The following is a 25065-nucleotide window of genomic DNA, read 5'->3' on the forward strand; positions in this document are numbered from 1 at the left end:
CTTGTGCAATGGGTGGCGGTGATCGGCATCCGGACAGTCGCCGTCGCGGGCGTCGCGGTGCTGACGCTCGCGGGATGCGGCTCGGGTGACTCGACGGCGTCCAAGACGCCGGGGCCGACTGCTGCGTCGGCGCCGCAGGAGACGTCGGCCGGCCCGGCGCCGCGACCGACGATCGACGGCGGCGCACCGGGATCGTCCGCGGGCGACGATCCGTGCGCGACCAACCTCGCCGCACCGGAGATCGTCAAGGCGGTCTCCGAGCTCCCCCGCGACCCGCGGAGCAACCAGGGCTGGAACCCCGAGCCGATCGCAGGCAACTACAACGAGTGCGCGCAGTTGTCGGCGGTGATCATCAAGGCCAACACGAACTCGGAGAATCCGAACACCCGGGCGCTGCTGTTCCACCGGGGGAAGTTCATCCCCACGGGCGTACCCGACACCTACGGCTTCAACGGGATGGACAGCGCCGAGACCACCGGCGACACCGTCGCGCTCATGTACTCCAGCGATATGCCCGGCCTCGACAGCGTGGTGAAGTTCCGCTGGAACGGCAGCGGGGTGGAGCTGATCGGCAACACGCCCGGCTGAGCATTTGCCGCAGGCCGGGGTGTCGGCGGGCTGGCCTACAGTGGCTGCGTGTTCGTCGGCGAAGACCGCGTCATCTACAGCGCCTCCGATCTCGCCGCCGCCGCGCGCTGCGAGTACGCGCTGCTGCGCTCGTTCGACGCCCGGCTCGGCCGGGGTCCTGCGGTGTCGGCCGACGACGAACTGCTCGCCCGCACCGCCGAACTCGGTGGTGAACACGAACACCGGCATCTCGACGAGCTGCGGCAGTGCCGAGAGGTCGGCGACATCGTCGTCATCGGCCGCCCCGACTACACCGTCGCGGGCCTGTCCGCCGCGGCAGAGCAGACGCTGCGCGCGGTCCGGCGCCGGGCGCCCGTCATCTACCAGGCCGCGATGTTCGACGGCCGCTTCGTCGGCTTCGCCGACTTCCTGCTCCTCGAGGACACCCCCGACGGACCCCGCTACCGGCTGCGGGACACCAAGCTTGCCCGCTCGGTCAAGGTGGAGGCGCTGCTGCAGCTGGCCGCCTACGCCCAGACGCTGTCCGACGCCGGCGTCCCGGTGGCGCCCGAGGTCGACCTCGTGCTGGGCGACGGAACCGCCGTCAGCTACCCGGTCGACGAACTGCTCCCGGTGTACCGGCCGCGGCGGGATGCGTTGCAGCGACTGCTCGACGAGCACCTTGCCTGCGGCGAGCCGGTGGCGTGGGAGAACGAGGACATCCGCGCCTGCTTCCGCTGTTCCGAATGCGAGGTGCAGGTCCGCGCGCACGGCGACCTGCTGCTGGTCGCGGGCATGCGGGTCAGCCAGCGAGCCCGACTGATCGACGCGGGCATCACCACCGTGCACGGCCTTGCCGGGCACAACGGCCCGATTCCCGAGCTGTCGACCCGCACGGTCACGGCACTGACCTCACAGGCCCGGCTGCAGGTCACCGACCGGGTGGACGGCAAGCCGCCGTACGTCGTCGTGGACGCCCAGCCTCTGATGGTGTTGCCCGACGCCGACAAGGGCGATCTGTTCTTCGACTTCGAGGGTGACCCGCTGTGGACGGCCGACGGGCACGAGTGGGGCCTGGAGTACCTGTGGGGCGTGCTCACGATGGCCGACGAGTTCCATCCCTTCTGGGCACACGACCGGGCCGAGGAGCGCCAGGCGCTGACCGACTTCCTCGCGATGGTCCGCAAGCGACGGCGGCGCCACCCCGGCATGCACATCTACCACTACGCCGCCTATGAGAAGAGCACGCTGTTGCGGCTGGCGGGCCGCTACGGCGTCGGCGAGAACGAGGTCGACGAGTTGCTGCGCGAGGGCGTCCTCGTCGACCTCTATCCCTTGGTGCGCAAGAGCATCCGGGTGGGCGCGGAGAACTACAGCATCAAGTCCCTCGAGCCGCTCTACATGGGCAACGAGCTGCGTGCCGGCGAGGTCACCACGGCCACCGCGTCGATCACCGAGTACGCCCGCTTCTGCGAGCTGCGCGACGCCGGACAGGCCGACGACGCCGCGACGGTGCTCAAGGAGATCGAGGAGTACAACCGCTACGACTGCCGGTCGACGCGTCGGCTGCGCGACTGGCTGATGGCCCGGGCCATCGAGTCCGAGGTGCCGCCGCGGGGACCCGTCACCGTGACAGGTGCCGCCGCGGAGGCCGAGGTCGCCGACGCCGTGGAGAAGAAGCTGTCGAAGTTCGCCGGCGACGGTGTCGAGGCGCGGACACGTGAGCAGGTCGCCATCGCGATGTTCGCGGCCGCCAAGGGTTTTCACAAACGCGAGGACAAGCCGTTCTGGTGGGGTCACTTCGACCGCGTCAACAACCCCGTCGACGAATGGGCCGACAACACCGACGTGTTCGTCGCCGAGAAGTCCGCCGTCACGGTGGACTGGCATCAACCGCCAAGGGCCCGCAAGCCGCAGCGGCACATCACGCTGGTCGGTGAACTCGCCAACGGCGCGCTCTCGACGTCGATGTACGCGTTGTACGACCCGCCGTCCCCGCCGGGCCTGGCCGAGGACCCGGATCGTCGCGGATTCGGCACCGTCACGGTGCTCGAGTGTGACGACCCCGAGGTGCCCACCGCGGTGCTGGTGTGCGAGCGGCAACCCAAGAACGGCGGCCCGCACACCCAGGTGCCCTTCGCGCTCACCCCGGGACCGCCGATCAGCACCAAGCCGCTGCAGGAGGCGATCGCCACCATCGCGGCCGCCGTCGCCGACGGACTGCCCGAACTCCGCCAGGACGCGGTGACCGACCTGCTGCTGCGCCGTCCGCCCCGCACCCTCAGCGGTGATCCACTTCCCCGCGGCGGCGACGCCGCCGCGGACATCACCGGCGCGCTGCTGGACCTCGACGCCTCCTATCTCGCCGTTCACGGACCGCCCGGCACCGGCAAGACCTTCACCTCCGCGAAGGTGATCGCCACGCTCGTCAACACCCACCGCTGGCGCATCGGGGTGGTCGCACAGTCGCATGCGGTGGTCGAAAACCTGTTCCGCGACGTCCTCGGTGCCGGTGTGGACGGGGCGCGGGTGGCCAAGAAACTCAACACCGTCAGCAACGGCTGGACCGAGATCGGCAACCCGGAGTTCGCCGGCTTCATCGCCGGCAACGACGGCTGTGTCGTCGGCGGCACCGCGTGGGACTTCGCCAGCGACAACAAGATTCCCGCCGAGAGCCTGGACCTCCTGGTCGTCGAGGAGGCCGGGCAGTTCAGCCTCGCCAACACGATCGCGGTATCCCGCGCGGCGCGCAACCTGCTGCTGCTCGGCGATCCCCAGCAGCTGCCCCAGGTCAGCCAGGGCACCCATCCCGAGCCCGTCGACGGCTCCGCGCTGGCCTGGCTGGTCGACGGCCATCACACGCTGCCACCCGAGCGCGGCTACTTCCTCGACCTCACCTACCGGATGCACCCCGACGTGTGCCGGGCGGTTTCGCGGCTGTCCTACGACGGCCGGCTCCACTCACACGAGGCGAGGACCGGTGCGCGTCGACTCGCCGGGGTCGCGCCCGGAGTGCGGACGCTCACCGTCGACCACCACGGCAACGCCACCGAGAGCCCGGAGGAGGCGGCGGCGATCGTCGCCGAGATCCAGCGTCTGCTGGGTACGGCGTGGACCGACGAAGACGGCACCCGGTCCTTGGCCCAGACCGACGTCCTCGTCGTCACCCCGTACAACGCCCAGGTCGTTCAGGTCCGCCGCCGGCTGGACGAGGCGGGGCTCACCGGGGTGCGGGCAGGCACCGTCGACAAGTTCCAGGGACAGCAGGCGCCGGTGGTGTTCGTCTCGATGACGGCGTCCTCGATCGACGACGTGCCCCGCGGCATCGCGTTCCTGCTGAACCGGAACCGGCTCAACGTCGCGGTGAGCCGGGCCAAGTACCTCGCCGTGATCGTGCGCTCCGCGCAACTGACCGAGTACCTGCCCGGCACGCCGGATCGCCTGGTGGAGTTGGGGGCGTTTCTGGCGCTGAGCACATGTGATACACCCACGGGGTGACCGAAGCGCTTACCGAACGGCTCGCGGTGATCGTCGGGGCCGGCTACGTGAGCACCGATTCCGACGTGCTGGACGGCCGTAGCGTCGACCACACCGGGCGATATCGGGGTCACGCCAGCGCGCTGGTGCGGCCCGGATCCGACGCCGAGGTCGCCGCGGTGCTCGACGTCTGCCGCGACGCCGGTGTCTGCGTCACCGTGCAGGGCGGGCGGACCTCACTGGTGGCGGGCACGGTGCCCGAACACGACGACGTGCTGCTCTCGACCGAACGGCTGCGCGAGGTGGGTGAGGTCGACGTGGCCGAGCGCCGCGTCCACGTCGGCGCCGGGGTGACCCTGGCCGAGGTGCAACGGGTGGCGAGCGCGGCGGGCCTGGTGTTCGGGGTCGACCTGGCGGCCCGGGATTCGGCCACCGTCGGCGGGATGGCGTCGACGAATGCGGGCGGCCTGCGCACCGTCTGTTATGGCAACATGGGCGAGCAGGTGATCGGGCTGGACGTGGTGCTGCCCGACGGCTCGGTGGTGCACCGGCACAGCCGGGTCCGCAGCGACAACACCGGCTATGACCTGGCGTCGCTGTTCGTCGGCGCGGAGGGCACGCTCGGCGTCATCACCGGCCTCGATCTGCGTCTGCACCCCGCACGGCGCCAACGCGTCACCGCCATCTGCGGATTCGCCGACCTGGACGCTCTGGTCGCGACGGGCCGGGTGTTCCGCGACATGGAGGGCATCGCGGCACTGGAGCTCATCGACGCCCGCGCCAGCGCGCTGACCGCCGAGCACGTCGGCGTCGCGGCGCCGGTCAAGGGCGCCTGGCAGCTGCTGATCGAGTTGGCCCACGAGACGGATCTGACGGAGCGCCTCGCGGACGCCCTGGAGGACGCCCAGCTCAGCGGCGAGCCGGCAGTCGGGGTGGACGCAGGTGCGCAGCAGCGGCTCTGGCAGGTGCGTGAGGCGGTCGCGGAAGTGCTTGGTGTCTACGGGCCTCCGCTGAAATTCGATGTCTCGCTTCCGCTTTCCGCCATCCGACGGTTCGCCGACGAATCCGAAGCCCTGGTGGCCGCGCATGCACCGGACGCCATCCCGGTGCTGTTCGGACACATCGGCGAAGGCAACCTGCACCTCAACATCGTGCGCTGCGCGCTCACCGGCGAGCGCGAACGCGCCCTCTACTCGTCGATGATGGAGTTGATCGCCCGCAGCGGCGGCAATGTCAGCTCCGAACACGGTGTGGGCAGCCGCAAGCGCGACTACGTGTCGATGTCGCGCACCGACGCCGACATCGCCGCGATGAGGGCACTCAAGACGGCGTTCGATCCGGACGGCTATCTGAACCGCGCGGTGCTGTTCGGCTGAGGTCACCACACCGTCGGGCGGTGGTCCCCGGGGACCACGTAGCGTCCCTGTCGTGGGGATCGAAGCTGACTACCTCGTCGTCGGAGCGGGCGCCATGGGGATGGCGTTCGTCGACACACTGCTGACCGAGACCCGCGACACCGTCGTGCTGGTCGACGAGAACCACCAGCCCGGCGGGCACTGGAACGCGGTGTACCCGTTCGTGCGGCTGCACCAGCCGTCGGCGTACTACGGCGTGAACTCCCAAGCCCTCGGCAACGAGGACGCCATCGACACCGCAGGCCCCAACGAGGGATTCTTCGAACTGGCGACCGGCCACGAGGTGTGCGCGTACTACGACCAGGTGATGCGCCGTCGGCTGCTGCCCACCGGCCGGCTGTCCTATTTTCCCGCCGCCCGATACCTGGGCGGCACCACATTCCGCACCCTCGACGGCGCCGAGCACACCGTGACGGTGCGCAAGCGGGTGGTCGATGCGACCTACCTGCTGACCGTGGTCCAGTCCATGAGAGCCGGGCCGCCGTTCGCGGTCGGCGACGGCGTCGACGTGGTGACCCCGAACGACCTGCCGCGCCGCGCCGCGGGCCGCCGGCACTACACGATCGTGGGCGGTGGCAAGACAGGCATGGACTGCTGCCTGTGGCTGCTGCGCAACGGCGTCCCGGCCGAGCGGTTGCGCTGGATCATGCCGCGCGACTCCTGGCTGCTGAACCGCGCCAACATCCAACCGGGTCAGGAGTTCGTGAAGCAGCTTCGGGACTCGATCAGCACCCGGATGGTGGCGATCACCGAGGCCGCTTCACTCGAGGATCTCTTCACCCGGCTGGAGGCCGACCAGAACCTGCTCCGCCTCGACACCACCGTGCAGCCCACCATGTACCACTGCGCCATCGTGTCGCTCGGCGAGCTCGAGCAACTGCGCCTCATCGATGACGTGGTGCGGATGGGTCACATCGACAGGGTGGAACCGGACCGGTTGGTGTTGGACGACGGCACGATTCCGGTGCCGGCGCCCTCGCTCTACGTCGACTGCACGACACCGGGCCTGCCGCGGCCCCCCTCGGTGCCGGTGTTCGACGGCGACCGGATCACCCTGCAGAGTGTGCGCGGATGCCAGCAGGTGTTCAGCGCGGCGTTCATCGCCCACGTGGAGGCGGCCTACGGCGACCCCATTCAGAACGACGCCGTCCGCAACGACCTGTGCGAACCCATCCCCCACCCGGATGTGCCCATCGACTGGTTGCGGATCTTGTTTTCCGACAACCGTGCTCAGATAAGGTGGCTGAAGGACCCCGAGCTGATCGACTGGCTGAAGTCGTCGCGCCTCAACGTGCTGCGCGACCTGTTCCCGACGTTCCCGGCGGACCGGCCGCGGGTGCGGGAGAAGGCGGTCGGCGCGCTCACGGTGGCGCTCGACAAGACCAACGAACGGCTCGCCGCGTTGATGCACGCGGGTTAGTCGCGTGTGATCGGGTGTTCCGCGCCTGGGATCGAGATTGACATCACGGCTGCGATCTGACGGCGCTTGGGGGGTTGTCGCGGCCATGGTGTCGATTTCGCTGTGAGAGCGGCGTGCCGAACGACCCCGGACGAAGCGCCTGGCCTTAATCCAGCGCCGCCCAGGACTCGATGATCTCCCGGGCGATGGAGATGGACCCAGGCAGCAGCAGCCGCGACGTGCTGCCGCTGCTCCAGTCCCCCTGCTCCAGTGCTTCGCGTATCTCGCTGCGGGTGAACCAGGCGGCCTCGGCGATCTCACCGTCGTTGAACGAGAACTCCTGCTCCGGGTCACCGATGGCGTGGAAGCCGATCATCAGCGACCGCGGGAACGGCCACGGCTGGCTGCCCAGATACTCGACGTCGGTGACGGTCAGACCGATCTCCTCGGCGATCTCGCGGACCACGCAGGATTCGAACGACTCACCGGCCTCCACGAAGCCGGCGAGGATCGAGAACAGCCGCTGCGGCCACAACGTCTGACGGGCCAGCACCGCGCGGTCGTGACCGTCGTGCACCAGGCAGATCACCGCGGGGTCGATGCGGGGGAACTCCTCGTGACCCGTCACGGGGTTGACCCGCGACCACCCGGCCTTGACCGGCTTGGTCGGTGCCCCGTCGACGGGGCTGAACCGGGAGCTGTCATGCCAGTTCAGCAGCGCGGTGGCGGTCGCCACCAGTTGCGCGCTGACGTCGTCGAAGATCTGGCCGGCGCGTCGCAGGTCGAGCACCTCCGCCGGTGCCCTGGGATCCTCGGGGGCTTCCAGCTCGGCGCGGATCGCCCACGCGTGCCGTCCGTCGTCGAGACGACCCAGGAACACGGCGTCTTCCGGCGGTGCGTCGCCCACCGTGCCGGCCCGGCCGAGAACGACTCTGCCGTCGGAGATCAGCACCTGGTTTCGCCGGTCCACGCGCAGCAGCAGCGCGTCCGGCCATCCGGCGACGGCCGCGTCGACGTCGGTGCGCAGGGTGTCCGCCCGGTCGGCCCCGACCCGGGAGAGCAGCGGAACGTTGCGCAGCCTGAACCCTGACGGGTTCATCGGTATCGCCTGCTCATCGCTGCCCTCTGCTCTTCGCGCAAGCGACTCATCGCTGCCCTCTGCTCTTCGCGCAAGCGCTCACTGGTGCCCTCTGCTCTTCGCGCGAGCGCTCACTCATCGCTCGGCATCCGCGCTGCGGATGTACAGCAGCCGGTCCCCCAGCTCGAGCGCGTCGACCTTCGGGTCATCGACGCGGATCAGCTTCTTGTCGCGCACCACCCCCAGCACGATGTCGTGCAGGTGCCGCGGCGACCCGCCGGCCTCTTTCGGAGTGATCTCCCGTTCGGCGATCGCGAAGCCCGCGTCGGGGGTCAACAGGTCCTCCATCATCTCGACGACGCTGGGTGTCTGCACGGCGATGCCGAGCAGGCGGCCGGCGGTCTCGGAGGTCACCACAGTGGAGTCCGCGCCAGACTGCAGGAGCAGATGCTGATTCTCGGCCTCACGTACCGCGGCGATGATCTTGGCGTGGGGCGCGAGCTCACGGGCCGTCAACGTCACGAGCACGGCCGTGTCGTCGCGGTTGGTGGCGACGATGATCGACTTGGCATGTTGGGCGCTGGCCAGCCGCAGGATCTCGGAGTCGGTGGCGCTGCCGCGGACGGTGACCAGGCCCGCGCCTTTCGCACGGCCGAGGGCCACCGGATCCTCGTCGACGACCACGATGTCCCCGGGCGCCATTTCGTCCCCGACCATCGCGGCCACTGCGGTGCGGCCCTTGGTGCCGTAGCCGATGACCACTGTGTGGTTGCGCACCTTGTTCCTCCACTGCTGGATTTTGAAAGCTTGTCGGGACTCCGTGGTCAGCGTCTCCACCGTGGTACCGATCAGCACGATCAGGAACGCCACCCGAAGCGGCGTGATTATGACGATGTTGACGAACCTGGCGGTGTCGGTGATCGGCGCGATGTCACCGTATCCAGTCGTCGACAGGGAGACCGTCGCGTAGTAGAAGCAGTCGAGCAGTGACAGGCCATTCTTCTGGGTGTCGCTGTACCCGTCGCGATCGATGTAGACGATGAGGACGACCGCGCACAACACGCCCAGCGCGATCACGATCCGCTTGGTGATGCGCACCCAGGGACTCGCCACGTCCTGCGGGATCTCGACGCGGTTGACGAGCGAATGCACCGGCTGATCGGCCAAAGACTGGTTGATTCTGCCGAGCCGCCGCCGCAAGCGACCTCTAGCCATGAGGGTCCGTCACCGTTGGGGGCTGCCGCACCAGCACAATGTAACCATGACCTCCCCTTTGCCCGAACTGCAACAGATCACCACGTCGTCGCGCGGCGCCAAGATGGGCGCCTGGCTGATCGGAATGGGGCTGCTGCATTTCGCCGCCCCCAAGCCGTTCGACGGCATCGTCCCGGAGGAGCTTCCCGGCACTCAGCGGTTCTACACCTACGCCTCGGGGGTTGCGGAGGTCGCCGTCGGCGGACTGCTGGTCGCCCCCAAGACCCGCCGCGTCGGCGCGCTGGCGGCCATTGCCCTGTTCGTCGGGGTGTTCCCGGGCAACGTGAACATGGTCCGGCTGTGGTTCAAGGATCCGACGAAGCCACTGCCGATGCGGGTGGTCGCCATCGCACGGCTGCCGCTGCAGATCCCGATGATCACCCAGGCGTTGAAGGTCTACCGCGAAAGCTGATCGGGCGACGATCAAGCGGCGGGCAGGTCCATCAACGCGGCCACCTCGTCGGCGGTGAGCAGCACGTCGGGACTGACGGTGCGCCCGGAACGCACGTAGTGGAACGCGGCGCGCACCGACTCCACTGGGCACCCCTGTAACCGCGCCCACGCCAGTCGGTAGACGGCGAGCTGAACAGCGTTGCGCTGCAGATCTTCTGGTGTCGACGGCGGGTCGCCGGTCTTCCAGTCCACCACCGTCACTCCGCCGTCTTCATCGGCGAAGACCGCATCGATACGTCCACGCACCACCCGCCCGGCGATCACCATGTCGAACGGGACCTCCACATCGACGGGCGTGCGCGCCGCCCACGCGGACACCGCGAACGCGGCCTGCAACTCCTCGAGCTCTCCCCTGTCCTGGCGGTCGGCATCCACGGCTCCGGGAAGATCGTCGAGATCGAACAGCTTCTCCGCCTGGAAGTAACGTTGCACCCATTCGTGAAACGCCGTGCCCAGCAAAGCCTGTGAGTCCGGCCGCCGTGGCAGCCGACGGTGCAGCCGTCGGGCGACGGCGTCGGGGTCGCGCCCGAGTTCCACGAGCGTGCTCACCGAGAGTTGGGTTGGCAGCGGCGGGGTGGGCCGGTGGGCCGCAACCTCGCGCTCGGCCAGCAGCGCGTCGACGTCGGCGGCCCAGCCGTGCACGTCGGCGGGTTCGATGTCCTCGAGGTCCGCCGAGATCGCCTGCGACACCAAAGCGGCACCCCGATCGAGGGTTTCGCGGCGACCTGCGACCGGGTCGATTGGCCACATCGCCTCGACAACCCGGTCGCGCAGCGGGTTCGGCTCGCCGTCGGCGGGGGCCTCGGCCCAGACGTCGGCGACCCCGCACGGCGTGCCCGCGGCGGCCGACGCGTCGATGACGTCCTTGAGTTCGCAGAGGAACGCCGACGGGCCCCGGGGCTTGGATTCGGTGGCGCCCCAGTGGTGACCCGACACCAGCAACGTGTGCTCGGCGCGGGTGATGGCCACGTACAGGAGCCGGCGCTCTTCGTCGGTGCGCCGCTGATCGAGGCTGCGCTTGTGGTCGGAGATCCTGTCCGACAGGGCTTTCCGATCGTTGACCGTGGATGTGTCCAGCACCGGGACACCGTGCTCGGAGGCGGTCGCGCAGTCCCCGCGCAACAGCGGGGGCAGATCGGCCGCGTCGGTCAGCCAGGTGCGGGGGGACGCTGTCGACGGGAACACCCGCCCGCTGAGGTGCGGGACGGCGACGACCTGCCACTCCAGGCCCTTGGCGGCATGCACGGTCAGGATCTGCACCCGGTCGGTGGCCACCGTGACCTCGGCGGGCGCCAGCCCGTTCTCCACCTGCTCGGCGGTGTCGAGGAACGCGAGCAGCGCGGACACCGTGGTGCCCGGCCTGCTCGAGAAGTCGGCGACCACATCCCCGAACGCATCCAGGTGTTCGGCGCCCGACCAGCCCGCCGACACCGGCCTGGCAGCTCGAACTTCGGCGTCCACCCCGAGGAGCCGGCGCACCTCGGCGACCAGGTCGGGAAGAGGGCTGTCGAGGTGCGCGCGCAGTGCACTCAACTCACGGCCCAGCGCCACGATCCTGGCGTAGCCCGCTGGGGAGTACGCCGTGGCGGCCCCGGGATCGCAGATCGCGTCGGCCAGGCACGCCGCGTCGGCGTCCGGAGCGACCTGCGCGACGATCTGCTCGGGTCCCACGCGGTGCGCGGGTGCGCCGATGTCGTCCAGTTGCACAGCGCGCCGCCACAGCGCGGAGATGTCGCGGGCACCGAGCCGCCAGCGGGGACCGGTGAGGACTCGCATCGCCGCGGTCCCGGCAGTGGGGTCGGCGGCCAGCCGCAGCATCGCGACCACGTCGGCCACCTCGGGCACCGACAGCAGCCCCGCCAGTCCGACCACCTCGACGGCGACCCCGCGCCGGGTGAGGGCTTCGGCCATCGGCGCGGCATCGGCGTTGCGCCGCACCAGCACCGCCGCTGTCGGCGCGACACCCGATGCGTTCACGCCGTCGTGGTAGCGCTGCGCCACGTTCTCGGCAACCCATTCGCGTTCGGCCTCCACGTCGGGCAGCAGGGCACACCGCACGTCACCCTGCCCTGCGTCGGGCCGGGGCCGCAGCGAGCGCACCTCCACCGAACGGCGTCGCGCATCTGTGGAGACCGCGTTGGCGAGGTGCAGCACCTCCGGCGGGTTGCGCCAGCTGGTCCGCAGTTCCAGGCTGGGTGCCGGCGTGCCGTCGGAGCGGGGGAAGTCGGTGGTGAACCGCGGAAGGTTGGTCGCCGACGCCCCGCGCCACCCGTAGATCGACTGGATCGGGTCGCCCACGGCCGTGAGCGCGAGTCCGTCGTCCACGCCGCCACCGAACAGCGATGACAGCGCGACCCGTTGGGCGTGCCCGGTGTCCTGGTATTCGTCGAGCAGCACGACCCGGTAACGCTGCCGAAGTTGCTCGCCGACCTGGGGGAAGCCCGATGCCAGCCGCGCGGCCGACGCCATCTGCATGCCGAAGTCGATGACTCGTTCCTCGCGCATGCGCCGGTGCAGCGCATCGATAAGGGGAACCAGCGCTGTGCGTTCGGTCTGCGTGCCCAGCATCCGCAGCAGCCACTGGCTCGGGCCGCGGTCACGCTGATACCTGCCGGGGGGCAGCGTGTGCACCAGCCGCTCGAGCTCGAGGTGGGTGTCGCGAAGCTGGTCGGTGTCGACGAGGTGTTCGGACAGCTGCCCGGCCAGCCTCAGGACCATCGCGGTGATCGACGACGGTGACTTCTCGGTCTCCAGCGACTCGGGGTGCTCACACACCACGCGAAACGCCAACTGCCACAACTCGGTCTCACCGAGCAGCCGGGTGTCGGGCTCGACCGGCAGGAGCAGGCCGTATTCACGCAGCAAGGTGCCCGCGAACGCGTGGTAGGTGCCGATCGTCACCGCGTCGTCACCGATGTCCGAGCATTCGGTACCGGGGATCATCAATCCCGCGCCGGCGAGCCGGGCCAGCCGAGCGCGAACCCGCCGCAGTAGCTGGCCCGCGGCCTTGCGGGTGAACGTCAGACCCAGCACCTCGCCGGGACGGGCGTACCCGTTGGCCACCAGCCACACCACCCGTGCGGCCATCGTCTCGGTCTTTCCTGCGCCGGCACCGGCGATCACCACCAACGGGCCCGGCGGGGCGGCGATGACGGCGGCCTGCTCGTCGGTGGGCGCGAAAAGACCGAGCGCACTGGCCAGTTCGGCGGGGCTGTACCGCGGGCTCATGGTTGACCGCTCCTGGTGTCCTGGGCGGGGCACATGGCCCGGACCGGGCAGTACGCGCAGCCGTCGTTGATGCGCGCGACGAAGCGCGGACCCTGGGTGGCCGCGGCGGCCTGGTGCACCACCGCGCTCCACTCGGCCTGGCCCTGCGGGGTGAGCGCCGCCTGATCCCGTTCAGTCGCCCCGCCGCCGCTGGTCTTGCCGAGGTAGACCAGACGCCCGCCACCCGGCTCGTTGCCGTCGGCGAGCAGGCCTTCGGCGACGGCCAGCTGGTACATCGCCAGCTGGGCGTGGCTCTGGGCGTCGTCCTTGGTGACCGGGCTCTTGCCCGTCTTGATGTCGACCACGACAAGCCTGCCCGCGCTGTCGCGTTCGAGGCGGTCGAGGCGCCCGCGCACCCGGACCGCGGGGAGATCGCTCTCGTCGGGACGGCTCACCTCGCCCTCGACGTCGACCTCGGTGCCGATCTCGGTGAGTTCGTGGCGGGTGTCGGCGCGCCAGCGCAGGAAGGTCGACAGCATCTCCACGTGGCGGGTCAGCTCGTTGTCGGCATGCCACGGCGCATCGAAAGGTATCTGACCCCAGACTTTTTCGAGGTCGTTGATCATCTGCGATTCGGTCTTGCCCGGCTCGGCGACGAGTGCGTGAACCAGCGATCCCAGTGCGGAGCGGACGTCGCGGCCGGTGGCACCGCCGTGTCGTTCGAGCAACCAGCGCAGCGGACAGTCCGAGAGCATCTGCAACGTCGAGGGTGACAACGTCACGACGTGACCTGCGTCGGCCCACAGCGGTTCATCGCTGGACAGGTCACGCATGCCGTACCACGACGCGGGGGCCGCGCCGTGGATATCGGCCGCGGCAAGGCGTGCTAATTGCACTGCAGCACAACTCCTTTCCGTATCTCCGACGACCCCCTGCGGGGAACACACCACCGAGCGCAGCCGGCCCACGAGGGCCGACGGCGCCAAGAGCCGCGGAGCCCGGATCGGCTGGGAGTCTTCGGCCACGGGGTCGGTGGCCAGCGCGCTCAACTCTTGGCAGAACGACGACGGCAACATCGCCTCGTCGCCGCCGCTGTCCACGGCCGTCACCAGCAGTCGGTGCCGCGCCCGGCCCATGGCGGTGATCAGCAGTCGGCGCTCCTCGGCGAGCAGGGGTGCCCGGCTGGACAGCCCGCGTTGTCCGGCGTCCGCGACGCCGTCCATCACGTCCACCAACTCCTGGGTGGCCAGCACCCCGCCCCGCGGGGAGACGTTGGGCCACAACCCTTCCTGCACCCCGGCGATGACCACGAAGTCCCACTCCCGGTTCAGCGCGGAGTGAGCGCTGAGCACCGCGACCGCATCGGGCTGCGGGCCGTCGTCACGTCGCGCCGGCGGTAGGGATAGGGCCGTGATGTGGTCGACCAGTCCGCGCAGCGACGCTCCCGCCGTCCGTTCGACGTACTGCTCGGCGACGTCGAACATCGCGGTGACGGCGTCGAGGTCGCGGTCGGCCTGTGCCCCGGCCGGCCCGCCGCGTTCGCCGGCGGTCAGCCAGCGCCGCTGCAGACCCGAGCGGTGCCACGCCTGCCACAGCGTGTGCCGCGGGTCACGGCCGTCGTCGGCGCTGCGCCGGGCGGCCGCCAGCACCGCACGCACCCGCCGCAACGCACGGGCCTGCTCCTCGGAGAAGGCGCCGGATCCGCGCTGCAGGGCTTCGACGAGCAGATCCCCGAAGCCGGCGGATGATTCAGGGGCGGCTCGGCGCAGCGCACGTCGCAACTGCCGCAGCGAGACCGGATCGACGCGGCCGATCGGACCCGTCAGCAGCGCCAGCGCCCGTTGCCCGTCGAGACTGTCCGAGGTGGCCTCCAGCACGGTCAGCAGCGCCCGCACGGCCGGGTGGTCCGCCAGCGCCGAATCGCCTTGGGGAACGTCCACAGGCACCCCGGCGGCCGTCAGCGCGCGGCCGAGCGCGGCACCCATGCGAGGCACCGAGCGCACGATCACCGCCATCTGCGCCCACGGCACCTCGTCGACGAGGTGCGCGCGTCGCAGCGCGTCGGCGATCAGCGCGGCCTCGGCGTGTGGCGACGCCGCGATCCGCACCGTCAACCCGGCGGTGACAGCGCCCGGCGCGTCGGTACCGGTGAATGTCCGCGGCCGGTCGCCGCCCGGCAGGCGGCGCGCCACCGCACCGATGACGTCGGCTACCGGGGCCGCGCAGCGGTGCGACTGGGTGAGCATCAACACCGGGCCGATCCCGCGCAGCAACGCGGGATCGGCACCGCGGTACCCGAACACGGTCTGGTGCGGATCGCCGGCGATCACCGTGAGCTCAGCCCCGGCCGCCAGCACCTGCACCAGACGGGCGGCCTGCGGATCGAGGTGCTGGGCGTCGTCGACCAGGAGCAGCGTGACGCGAGCGCGTTCGGCGGCCAGCAGGTCGGCGTCGGTCGCGAACGCCTCCAGCGCGGCTCCGACAAGTTCGGCCGCACCCAGGGCGGGCACGGTCGCCTGTGGAGCGGCCATCCCCACAGCCGACCGCAGCAGCATGATCTGTTCATAGGCCTGGGCGAACCGGCCCGCGGCCTGCCACTCGGGCCGACCGGCCATCCGGCCGATGCGTTGCAGCGCAGCGGGATCGACTCCGCGCTCGCTGCAGCGAGCCAGCAGGTCGCGCAGTTCCGTCGCGAAACCGACGGTGCTGAGCGCCGGACGCAGATGCGCGGGCCACCGCGCCGGTGAGGCGTCCCCGTCCTCGAGGTCTCCGGCGAGGAGTTCGCGGATGATGCCGTCCTGCTCGGCGCTGGTGATCAACCTCGGCGGCGGGCTCCCGTTTCGCTGCGCGGCCAGGCGCAGCACCGCGAACGCGTAGGAGTGCACGGTCCGCACCAGCGGTTCGCGCACCACCGTGCGTTCACCGGAACCCAACAACGTCGCGGTGATCGCGGCCTTGGCCTGCGCTCCGAGGCGGGCCGAACCGGTCAGCAGCAGAACGGATTCCGGATCGCATCCCGCTGCGATGCGTGCGGCCGCGGTCTCCACCAGCAGCCTGCTCTTACCGGTGCCGGCACCACCCAGCACGCGAACGGTGCCGCGCATCTCGCGCCGCCCCAGCGCGGCCGGTGTCAACTCGGTGTGTGGCGCAGACATGTGGGAATGACATCACGTGGGTCCGACAAGTCACGCTGACGTGCATCAATCCGCACCAGCGGCGCCGAGTACCCGCTGCACGTCGGGTTTCATCGCCTGCAGCTGCTGACCCCAGTAGTTCCAACTGTGGGTGCCGTCGCTGGGAAAGTTGAAGACACCGTTGCTTCCGCCGGCAGCCATGTACTTCTCCATGAACGTCTTGCTGGTACGCGCCAAGAACTTTTCCAGGAACTGCGCGGCGGCCAGATTGCCTGCGCTGGTGCCTGCGTCGAACTCCGACACCGCACCCGTGCCGGCGTAGATCCAGAGGCGGGTGTTGTTGGCCACCAACTTGCCGACGTTGACGGTCGGGTCGTTCCGCTGCCACGCCGGATCGCTGGACGGACCCCACATGTCGCGGGGATTGAATCCGCCGGCGTCTCCCATCGCGATGCCGATCAATGTCGGCCACCACCCCTCCGAGGGGTTGAGCGCACCGGATAGTGCGGCGGCGTAGACGAACTGGTCCGGATGGTAGATGGACAGCGTCAACGACGACGCGCCTGCCATCGACAGGCCCACGGCGGCGTGGCCGGTGGGTGAGATGCCCTTGTGGGCGGCGAGCCAGGCGGGCAGTTCCTGAGTCAGAAATGTCTCCCACCGGTAGGTCCAGGTGCCGTTCTTGCCCTTGGCGGGTCGGTACCAGTCGGTGTAGAAGCTGGATTGGCCACCGACCGGCATGACGACCGACAACCCCGAGTCGTGGTACCACTCGAAGGCGGCGGTGTTGATGTCCCAACCGTTGAAGTCGTCCTGAGCACGCTGGCCGTCGAGGAGGTAGACCGCATGTGGGCCGCCGTACTGAAACTGGATCCGGATGTCGCGGCCCATCGACGGGGATGGGACATCGAGGTACTCCACCGGCAACCCTGCCCGTGAGAATGCCGTCGCCGCGGGCAGTCCCTGGGTCATCGTCGCGGCGAGACCGATCACGGCTGACATCACCACCGCCCCACCGACGCGGTACATGGCCCGCAACGCCTCGGGTATCGACATGAAACTCCTTCTCCGATCACTCATTGACCACGGCCGTCGATCAACAGTCGTGTCGGTTTTGGGGATGAGCAGCCCGGCTTGTCCGAAACACCGCACCGGACGAGCTAGGGCCTGGGCACCGCGGTCACCGACTGCAAGAACGGCTCGACCAGCGCGAGAAACTGCGCGGGCGCCGACGCGAACGGCACGTGACCTGTATCGAGCACCGCGAACTGCGCATGTGGCAACGAGGCGTGAGTGGCCAGGCCCGCCGACAGCGGTATTGCCTTGTCTCGAGTCCCCCACACGATCAGCGTCGGAGCTGTCAGCTCTCCGGCGCGCCCGCGCAAGTCGTGCTCGGCACCGCCGAAGCTGCGCCACAACGCCGCGGCCTGCTGCACTCCGACATCGGTTCTGGCGCGGCTGATCACCCTGCGGAGAATCTGGCGGTCGAGCGCGCTGCGAGGCCTCATGTACAGACGAGCGAACAGTGGCAGGACAAGTCGCGTGATGCTCGGAGTGCCCAGCAGTCGGCAGAACAACAGCGTGGCCCGGGTCATCGGAATGAAACCGCCGGTGTTGACCAGCACCAGGCCGGCCACCACCTGTGGCCGGTTGATGGACAGTCGGGCCGCAGCGAAACCTCCGACGGAGTTGCCGATCAGAAGCGCCGAGGAGATACCCAGATGGTCCACGAGATCCTCGAGCCCGTCAGCGAATAACGCAGCGCTGAGCCGGCCGGGTGCGCGCGGAGTCGGAGAGTCCCCACAGCCAGGCCAGTCCACGGCGATGACGCGATGATGGCGTTCCAGCGCGGGCAGGACCGCGTCGAAATCGTGGTGGTCATGCAGGGTGGCGTGCAACGCCACGAGCACGGGCCCCCGGCCACTTTCCCGGTAGGCCAAGGTTCCCGCGCGCGTCTCGATCTCGGGCATGACTCCACTAAACCATTGACCGACCGCCCGGTCAATGGATGGAACTGGCTACCCGCTCTTAGTGCTCGGACATGAACTCCTGCAGCAAGCTCCGTGGGGCGGGTCGCAGACTCAAGGGATAGAGTTGCCTGACCGGTCGGTCGGTTCAACGGCGAGTAAGGGCAACATGGTGAGCAGCACGCGTGCCGACGCGAAAGAAAAGACGCGAGAAACCCTGCTCGTTACCGGTCTCAAGTTGGCCGAGACCACCGGCCTTGACGGCTTGAGCATCAATGCCGTCACCGCTGCGGCCGGCGTGGCCAAGGGCACCTTCTTCCACCACTTCGGCGACCGGACCTCCTATCTGGTGGCCCTACACCGACATTTCCACGACCGGATCGTCGATGAGGTGCAGAGCGCCGTGATCGCCATCGCGCCGGGTAGCCGACGACTGGAGACGATGTCCGGCATCTACCTCGACGCCTGCCTCCGCAATCGTGGCGTCAGGGCACTGACGTTGGAAGCGCGCGGCATCCTGGCCATCCAGGCCGAGATCACCAGGCGCAATGAGACCACCGTCGCCCTCCTGACGACCGACTTCGTCGCGCTCGGGTGGCCGCAGCCGCGCGCTGCCGCACGACTGTGGTTGGCCGCCAACGTCGAATGCGGCCTGATGGAGCTCGATCTCGGGCATGCCGACCCGGATACTCGATCAGTGCTGCTCGAGTTCGCGATGCCTTTCCGCGGGCGCACTGACTGAGCAAAGGGCATCCCCGACGAGCCCGACCGGACCTGGGCTGGCAGCATCGACGGCGTGACCAACCTGCTGCACACGTACCGGTACGGGCCCGACGAGCCGCCACGGGTCCTGGCGATACACGGGCTGACGGGGCACGGTCGGCGCTGGGAGACCCTCTTCGACCGGCACCTGCCCGACGTCGCGGCCGTCGCGCCCGATCTGATCGGCCACGGCCGGTCGTCGTGGGATGCGCCGTGGACGATCGAGGCGAACGTGACAGCGCTGGCCGCCTTGGTCGAGGCTGAGGCCGCCGATCCGGTAGTGGCCGTTGGACATTCGTTCGGCGGGGCAATCGCTCTCAGCCTCGCGGCGTCCCGTCCGGATCTGATCGCCGGCCTGGTGCTGCTCGACCCGGCGGTGGCCCTTGACGGGCGACGGATGCGCGAGATCGCCGACAGCATGTACGACTCCCCCGATTACACCGACCGCGACGAGGCGCGGGCCGAGAAGGCCGACGGGTCGTGGGGCGATGTGCCCACCGCCGAACTCGAGCGCGAACTCGACGAACACCTCGTCGAGCTGCCGAACGGCCGGATGGGGTGGCGCATCAGCATCCCCGCGATGCTGTCCTACTGGAGTGAGCTCACCCGACCTGTTCCGGTGCCGCGTGACGGCACGCCGACCACGCTGGTGCGCGCCGCCCGCACCAGCCCGCCGTACGCCACCCCCGAGCTGATCACCACGCTGGAAGCCGGGCTGAGCTCGAATTTCGCGCTGCTGGAATGGGATTGCGACCACATGGTGCCACTGGCCAGGCCCGGGGAGACCGCCGCGGTGATCGCCGACCGACTGGCCTGACCATGGCGGCGATCACCGAGGAGCAGGTGGAGAGGGTGCGCGCCCTCGTCGCAGCCGTCCCTCCGGGCTCGGTCGCCACCTACGGCGACATCGCCGATGCGGCAGGGCTTTCCAGCGCACGCATCGTCGGGTGGATCATGCGCACCGACGCGTCGGACCTGCCGTGGCACCGGGTGATCACCGCGTCCGGCCGACCCGCCTCACACCTGGCGACCCGGCAGTTGGAACTGCTACGTGCGGAGGGCGTCCTCGCCAGCGACGGCCGGGTGCCGTTGCGCGAGTACCGCCACAGCTTCTGATCGCCGAGCGTGCACTGACGGTCGCAGAATCCGTCCGGCGACGACGCTGGCTGCACGTTCGGCGCCAAGCTAAACGGCCAGTCGCACCAGGGCGGCCGTGCGCGCCAAACCGGGGAACGCCGCAGCCGTCGACCTCGGGTGAAGTGCGTGCACGGCCAACCGGAACATCAAGGCGCGCAACAGCATCTGCGGCCATTCCGGCAGCGGCGTCCACCTCTCGATGAGACCGTCGTCGGCCTCTCCCCAGGACAGCGCGTCGACCACCACCACCCCCGCGGCCCACGCCGGAGGCCGCCAGTACGGGGTGATGTCGGTGATGCCCGGCGCTGCGGTACCGGCGAAAAGCACCGTGCCGTAGAGATCCCCGTGCACCAGTTGGCTCGGGCTCTTGGTCGGCCGGCGCAACGCAGCGAGCTGATTGATCAACTCCACGGACTTCTGGCCGTCCGCCGTCCCCGGCGCCACCCGGGCGCCCGGCGGCAGGGAGTGCAGCGGACGCTCCTCCCACGCCGCCCGGTCGGCGGCGATGAACACGTCGACGTCGGCCCACGGCGCCACCGGCGGCTGCGTCAGGAACCGCGGCCGCTCGAGCTTGGCGGTGGCCTCGTGCAGTCGCACTGCGGCCGAGACGACCTCGTCGTGGCGGGGTTCGGGCGTGCCCGCCACGTAGGTATCCGCGCGCCACCCCGCGACGACGTAGCGGCCGTCGGTGGAACGCACCGGCCGCGCCAGCCGGACCCCGTCGACGAACAACGTCTCGCGCACCTTGGCCGACCAGGCCGCCCGCGCGTGTTCGGCGACCATGGACAGCACGACCTCACCGCAGCGCCAGCCGCCCTCCCAGCTCGATCCCAACGGCACCGGCTGCACGCCGGACAGCCCGAAGGCCGCAAGCACGTGGTCTGGCGGGCGCTCGGCGGTCACCGCCTCAGCCTAAGCGGAACGGGTGCCAACCCCGCGTTAGTACATCACCATGTCGGGTTCGAGTTGCTTCGCCCACGCCACGATGCCGCCCTGCAGATGCATCGCGTCGGAGAACCCGGCCTTCTTGATCACCGCCAGCGCTTCGGCCGACCGGATCCCGGTCTTGCAGTACAGCACCGGCACGCGATCATGCGGCAGCTTCGCCAGACCGTCGCCCGACTCGAGCGTCGACTTCGGGATGAGCTCGGCGCCCTCGATGTGGTTGATGTCCCACTCGACGGGCTCGCGGACGTCGATCAGCGCGTACTTCGTACCGGAGTCGAGCAGCTCGCGCAGTTCCCGCGGAGTGACCGTCGCTTCCATGCTGGCTTCGGCGGCGTCGTCGGACACCACGCCGCAGAACGCCTCGTAATCGATCAGCTCGGTGATCTTCGGCGTCGCCGGATCCTTGCGGATCTTGATGGTGCGGTACGACATGTCCAGCGCGTCGTACACCATCAACCGGCCCAGCAGTGGCTCGCCGATACCGGTGATCAGCTTGATCGCCTCGGTACCCATCACCGAGGCGATGGACGCGCACAGGATGCCCAGCACGCCGCCCTCGGCGCACGACGGCACCATCCCCGGCGGCGGCGGCTCCGGGTAGAGGTCGCGGTAGTTGAGGCCGAGACCGTCCGGGGCGTCCTCCCAGAACACCGAGACCTGGCCTTCGAAGCGGTAGATCGACCCCCAGACGTACGGCTTGCCCGCGAGTACCGCGGCGTCGTTGACCAGGTAGCGCGTGGCGAAGTTGTCGGTGCCGTCGAGGATGAGGTCGTACTGGGAGAACAGCTCGACGGCGTTGTCCGGTTCCAGACGGACCTCGTGCAGAACCACGTTCACGAGCGGGTTGATCTCGAGGATCGAGTCCTTGGCGCTCTGCGCCTTCGACCGGCCGATGTCGGACTGGCCGTGGATGATCTGCCGTTGCAGGTTGGACTCGTCGACGACGTCGAACTCGACGATCCCGATGGTCCCCACGCCCGCGGCGGCGAGGTAGAGCAGCGTCGGGGAGCCCAGCCCGCCGGCCCCGATCACCAGGACGCGGGCGTTCTTCAACCGCTTCTGCCCGTCCAGCCCGAGGTCGGGGATGATGAGGTGGCGGCTGTAGCGGGCCACCTCTTCGCGGGTTAGTTCAGCAGCTGGCTTGACCAGCGGCGGCAGCGGTGTCGACACCGAGTTTCTCCTTGATTGACTATCTGCATCCATCACAGCAGTTACTGCACTCAACAGCAACGAGGCCGCGACCCTTCCCTTCCCGGCGCACCGTTTCGCCGGACTAGGCGATCGGATACGGCCAGGGGTTGAAGCGGCAGGACTTGCCGTCGGGAACGACGGTTCCCGGGTCGAACCTGGCCGCGTCGTCGTTACTGGTCGAGAACGTCTGCTGCATCATGATCGGGGCCAGCTCGCCGTTCTCGGCGCACTGCTCGTGACGCGGGTAGCCCATGGCGTGACCCACCTCATGGTTGATCAGGTACTGCCGGTAGGAACCGACATCGCCCTGGAACGGCACCGCGCCGCGCACCCAACGCGCCTCGTTGATGAACACTCGCGGCTGGCCCTCGAAAGCCGGGTTGTAGCAGGACGCCTCGAGCTGGATGTCGTACCCGCAGCCGTCCCGGACCGTCATCGGCGACGTCAGCGACACCCGGAAGTCGGGCTCGACGCCCGACGCGGCGTCCACCCTGGTGAAGGCGAACTGCGGATTGTGCGTCCAGCTCTTCGGGTTGGCCAGCGTCTCACTGACCATCCGTGCGAAACCGTCGTCGCCACCGAACGTCGTGGTGTCCACCCCGTCCTCCACCTCGACGGTGTAGGTGAACACCTTGGTGGTGCCCTGCCCGACCTGGAGCGTGGCGCCGGGCACGACGTGCCACGTCCTGGCGCCCGCCTCGGTGAACGGCCCGCCGTCGGGCAGGATCCCGGTGGGCAGATTGGCGTCGAACTCCGTGAGGCCCTTGGGCGGCGCTCCGACGATGGCGGTACTGGCGACGCCGATCGTCGGGGGGCCCTGAACAGGGCCTTCCTCGTCCACCACCTGCGGTACGGCGGTGCCGGTGATGGTCTGGTAGACGACCACCACGGTCAGCACGACCAGCACGGGCAGCGCATACGCACGCCATCCGTAGGTAGAGATGAAGCGACCAAGCCAGGTCTGCTTGCGCCACCGCTTGCGGTCGTCCCGGTTGGATCTGACCCGGCCGGAATGCTCGGCCAGCGGATCACGCTGCGCGCGAAGCGGCTCTCGCCACTCATCGCGCAGCACGGGAACGCGACCGCTCCCGCGACGCCACGGGTCGTAGGTCACCGACACAGAATGACACAGGTCAAGGGACTTGCACTTTTGGCGCGCCACCACGCGCCGCGCCAACCGCAGACGCTCCTCACGCGTGCTGCCAGCGAACGGTAGTAGTGTCATTGCGGAGCGAATTCACCACGCCGGTCGCGCCGGCAATAGACCTAGAGGTTCTGATGAGCGATCTTGCCAAGACGGCGCAGCGGCGGGGAGGTCCACCGGCCAACGGCACCGGGCTACCCCCCAGCGCGGCCCGGCGCGGTAACCGGCTCCCCCGGGACGAGCGGCGCGGACAGTTGTTGATCGCTGCCAGCGAGGTGTTCGTCGACCGCGGTTACCACGCCGCAGGCATGGACGAGATCGCCGATCGCGCCGGCGTCAGCAAACCCGTTCTGTACCAACATTTCACCTCCAAGGTGGAGCTCTACCTGGCGGTGCTGCAACGGCACGTCGACAACCTGGTGTCCGGGGTGCGTCAGGCCCTGCGGACCACCACCGACAACCGCCAGCGGGTGCGCGCCGCCGTGGAGGCGTTCTTCGATTTCATCGAGCACGACGGCCAGGGCTACCGGCTGATCTTCGAGAACGACTACGTGACCGAGCCGCAGGTGGCCGCGCAGGTCAAGGTCGCCACCGAATCGTGCACCGACGCGGTGTTCGACCTGATCAGCCACGACTCCGGCTTGGAACCCCACCGCGCCAGGATGATCGCGGTGGGCCTGGTGAGCATCAGCGTGGACTCCGCCCGCTACTGGCTCAACAACGAGCGCCCGATCGCGAAGGCCGACGCCGTCGAAGGCACGGTGCAGTTCATCTGGGGCGGGCTGTCGCACGTACCGCTGACGCGGTCCTGACTTTCCGCCGGAATTGCATTCCGGCAGGCCGTCACTCGCAGTTTGGCTGCTGGAATGCAATTCCGGCGGGGTAGGTCAGCCGGCGGTCTTGGTGACTTCCGCGCCGACGGTGCCCACGCCGAATCCGACCCTGCGCGAGTCGGCGGCGCCGATCTCGACATAGGCGATCTTGGCGGACTGCACGAGGAAACGCCGACCCTTCTCGTCGGTGAGGCTCAGCACGCTTCCCTCGGCGCCGAGAGCGTCGGTGACCAACTTCTCCACTTCGGCCGGAGTCTGCGCACTGCTGAAGATCAGCTCGCGCGGACTGTCGGTGACACCGATCTTGACCTCCACGGTGAGAACCCTTCTCTTCGTCTCTGGATCGTCTCTGGACTACTCCATGAGGAGGCTAGTGGACGTCGCCGCTGCAAGGCGGTGTCGGGACCTACGCGGTCAGCGAACAGCGGCGGAAACACCGCAACGCGGGGGCGACCGAACCGAGTCCCGACCGTGACCGGGGGGCAGGCGCGTCAACCTCATCCGTCACTTCTGTGTCGATAGCATCGCCCCACACACGTATGGAAACGACTGGGACAGCTGGGATGAACAGGCCTTATACCGCGCAATCACCGTATTCGCTGACTCCGACCGAGCGGTTTCGCAGCCCGCGCGGGGGCAGACGCTTCGGCGGTGGTCTCGACGCCGCCGACCGACACGGCGACCCCCACGGCGACCTGGACACCGATGCCCTCCCGCCCTATCCCGGCGGCGACTACGGGGTCGGTGACGAGGACTACGACGACTACGGGCCCGTCGAGAGCTACGACGACTACAGCATCGACGAAGCCCGCATCGACCGGCGGTGGATGTGGATCGCCGGCGTGGCCGGCGCGATCCTGTTCGTCGCGGTCATCACGGCCAGCCTGATCCTCGGTGGCGGCGACAGCGGGTCGGTGTCGGCGACGATCGCCTCCGGTGACGCCCCCGCGCCCACCGCAAGCGCCGCTCCGGAACCGACGGCGCCCCGCGCAGCAGCCCCGTCGCTGCCCGCCGAGACGGTCACCACGGTGACCCCGACACCCGGCCCGACCGCCGAGACCGCGACGGCCCAGCCCGCCCCGCCGCTGCTGCCCGCACC

Annotated in this window: 19 protein-coding genes and 1 pseudogene; 10 read left to right on the plus strand and 10 right to left on the minus strand. The window is 69.3% G+C overall.

Annotation, left to right across the window (positions count from 1 at the left end; genetic code table 11):
- Positions 1-3 precede the first annotated feature (3 nt).
- From H7I57_RS11370 to H7I57_RS11385, 4 genes are all read left to right on the plus strand, one after another.
- Positions 4-588: an LppP/LprE family lipoprotein gene (locus H7I57_RS11370; RefSeq protein WP_372510188.1), complete on the plus strand. Its 585-nt coding sequence runs from the start codon at positions 4-6 to the stop codon at positions 586-588.
- Between the two features lie 48 nt (positions 589-636).
- Positions 637-4065, plus strand: coding sequence for a TM0106 family RecB-like putative nuclease (locus H7I57_RS11375; protein WP_264023590.1), 3429 nt, complete (start codon positions 637-639; stop codon positions 4063-4065).
- Positions 4062-5420, plus strand: coding sequence for an FAD-binding oxidoreductase (locus H7I57_RS11380; protein WP_264023591.1), 1359 nt, complete (start codon positions 4062-4064; stop codon positions 5418-5420). Before H7I57_RS11375 ends, H7I57_RS11380 begins: the two co-directional genes overlap by 4 nt.
- A gap of 94 nt (positions 5421-5514) precedes the next feature.
- Positions 5515-6879 carry an NAD(P)/FAD-dependent oxidoreductase gene (locus H7I57_RS11385; RefSeq protein ID WP_264023621.1) on the plus strand — a complete coding sequence of 455 codons (1365 nt, stop codon included), beginning with the start codon at positions 5515-5517 and terminating at the stop codon, positions 6877-6879.
- 145 nt (positions 6880-7024) lie between these two features.
- Here the strand turns inward: H7I57_RS11385 and nudC are convergent, their stop codons facing one another.
- Both nudC and H7I57_RS11395 read right to left on the minus strand, forming a co-directional pair.
- Positions 7025-7957: an NAD(+) diphosphatase gene (gene nudC / locus H7I57_RS11390; RefSeq protein WP_264023592.1), complete on the minus strand. Its 933-nt coding sequence runs from the start codon at positions 7955-7957 to the stop codon at positions 7025-7027.
- 114 nt (positions 7958-8071) lie between these two features.
- On the minus strand, positions 8072-9151 hold the full coding sequence (locus H7I57_RS11395; protein ID WP_264023593.1) for a potassium channel family protein: 1080 nt from the start codon (positions 9149-9151) through the stop codon (positions 8072-8074).
- 46 nt (positions 9152-9197) lie between these two features.
- Here H7I57_RS11395 and H7I57_RS11400 point away from each other — a divergent pair, with 46 nt between their 5' ends.
- Entirely contained in the window at positions 9198-9602 is a 405-nt protein-coding gene (locus H7I57_RS11400) for a DoxX family protein (RefSeq protein ID WP_264023594.1), read from the plus strand.
- Between the two features lie 11 nt (positions 9603-9613).
- Here H7I57_RS11400 and H7I57_RS11405 read toward each other — a convergent pair whose 3' ends face one another.
- From H7I57_RS11405 to H7I57_RS11420, 4 genes are all read right to left on the minus strand, one after another.
- The gene (locus H7I57_RS11405; RefSeq protein ID WP_264023595.1) at positions 9614-12871 is read right to left on the minus strand and encodes an ATP-dependent helicase; all 3258 of its coding nucleotides are present in this window, start codon (positions 12869-12871) and stop codon (positions 9614-9616) included.
- On the minus strand, positions 12868-16005 hold the full coding sequence (locus H7I57_RS11410; protein WP_264023596.1) for an ATP-dependent helicase: 3138 nt from the start codon (positions 16003-16005) through the stop codon (positions 12868-12870). Before H7I57_RS11410 ends, H7I57_RS11405 begins: the two co-directional genes overlap by 4 nt.
- Before the next feature lie 45 nt (positions 16006-16050).
- Positions 16051-16986, minus strand: coding sequence for an esterase family protein (locus H7I57_RS11415; protein ID WP_264023622.1), 936 nt, complete (start codon positions 16984-16986; stop codon positions 16051-16053).
- A 158-nt stretch (positions 16987-17144) separates the two neighbouring features.
- Positions 17145-17954: an alpha/beta fold hydrolase gene (locus H7I57_RS11420; protein ID WP_264023597.1), complete on the minus strand. Its 810-nt coding sequence runs from the start codon at positions 17952-17954 to the stop codon at positions 17145-17147.
- A 169-nt stretch (positions 17955-18123) separates the two neighbouring features.
- Between H7I57_RS11420 and H7I57_RS11425 the strand changes: the two genes are divergently transcribed.
- The 3 genes from H7I57_RS11425 to H7I57_RS11435 are packed head-to-tail and all read left to right on the plus strand — an operon-like array spanning position 18124 to position 19829.
- Complete coding sequence (locus H7I57_RS11425) at positions 18124-18693, plus strand: TetR/AcrR family transcriptional regulator (protein WP_264023598.1); 570 nt, start codon at positions 18124-18126, stop codon at positions 18691-18693.
- Positions 18694-18747: 54 nt separating this feature from the next.
- Positions 18748-19530, plus strand: coding sequence for an alpha/beta hydrolase (locus H7I57_RS11430; RefSeq protein WP_264023599.1), 783 nt, complete (start codon positions 18748-18750; stop codon positions 19528-19530).
- A gap of 2 nt (positions 19531-19532) precedes the next feature.
- Positions 19533-19829 carry an MGMT family protein gene (locus H7I57_RS11435; protein ID WP_264023600.1) on the plus strand — a complete coding sequence of 99 codons (297 nt, stop codon included), beginning with the start codon at positions 19533-19535 and terminating at the stop codon, positions 19827-19829.
- 69 nt (positions 19830-19898) lie between these two features.
- Here the strand turns inward: H7I57_RS11435 and H7I57_RS11440 are convergent, their stop codons facing one another.
- The 3 genes from H7I57_RS11440 to H7I57_RS11450 all read right to left on the minus strand — a co-directional run bounded on the left by H7I57_RS11440 (position 19899) and on the right by H7I57_RS11450 (position 23103).
- Positions 19899-20753: a TIGR02569 family protein gene (locus H7I57_RS11440; RefSeq protein ID WP_264023601.1), complete on the minus strand. Its 855-nt coding sequence runs from the start codon at positions 20751-20753 to the stop codon at positions 19899-19901.
- A gap of 36 nt (positions 20754-20789) precedes the next feature.
- Positions 20790-21956 (minus strand): adenylyltransferase/sulfurtransferase MoeZ, encoded by a 1167-nt coding sequence (gene moeZ, locus H7I57_RS11445; RefSeq protein WP_275081174.1) that lies wholly within the window; start codon positions 21954-21956, stop codon positions 20790-20792.
- A 115-nt stretch (positions 21957-22071) separates the two neighbouring features.
- Entirely contained in the window at positions 22072-23103 is a 1032-nt protein-coding gene (locus H7I57_RS11450; RefSeq protein ID WP_264023604.1) for a DUF3152 domain-containing protein, read from the minus strand.
- Between the two features lie 164 nt (positions 23104-23267).
- Here H7I57_RS11450 and fasR point away from each other — a divergent pair, with 164 nt between their 5' ends.
- Positions 23268-23945, plus strand: a complete 678-nt coding sequence (gene fasR / locus H7I57_RS11455) for an HTH-type transcriptional activator FasR (RefSeq protein ID WP_264023605.1) — start codon at positions 23268-23270, stop codon at positions 23943-23945.
- 75 nt (positions 23946-24020) lie between these two features.
- Here the strand turns inward: fasR and H7I57_RS11460 are convergent, their stop codons facing one another.
- Positions 24021-24281, minus strand: a complete 261-nt coding sequence (locus H7I57_RS11460) for a DUF3107 domain-containing protein (protein ID WP_264023606.1) — start codon at positions 24279-24281, stop codon at positions 24021-24023.
- Positions 24282-24529: 248 nt separating this feature from the next.
- Between H7I57_RS11460 and H7I57_RS11465 the strand changes: the two are divergent.
- Positions 24530-25065 (plus strand): annotated as a pseudogene (locus H7I57_RS11465) (hypothetical protein); the annotation flags it as partial.

This window comes from Mycolicibacterium pyrenivorans (genome assembly GCF_025821625.1).
Lineage (GTDB): Bacteria > Actinomycetota > Actinomycetes > Mycobacteriales > Mycobacteriaceae > Mycobacterium > Mycobacterium pyrenivorans.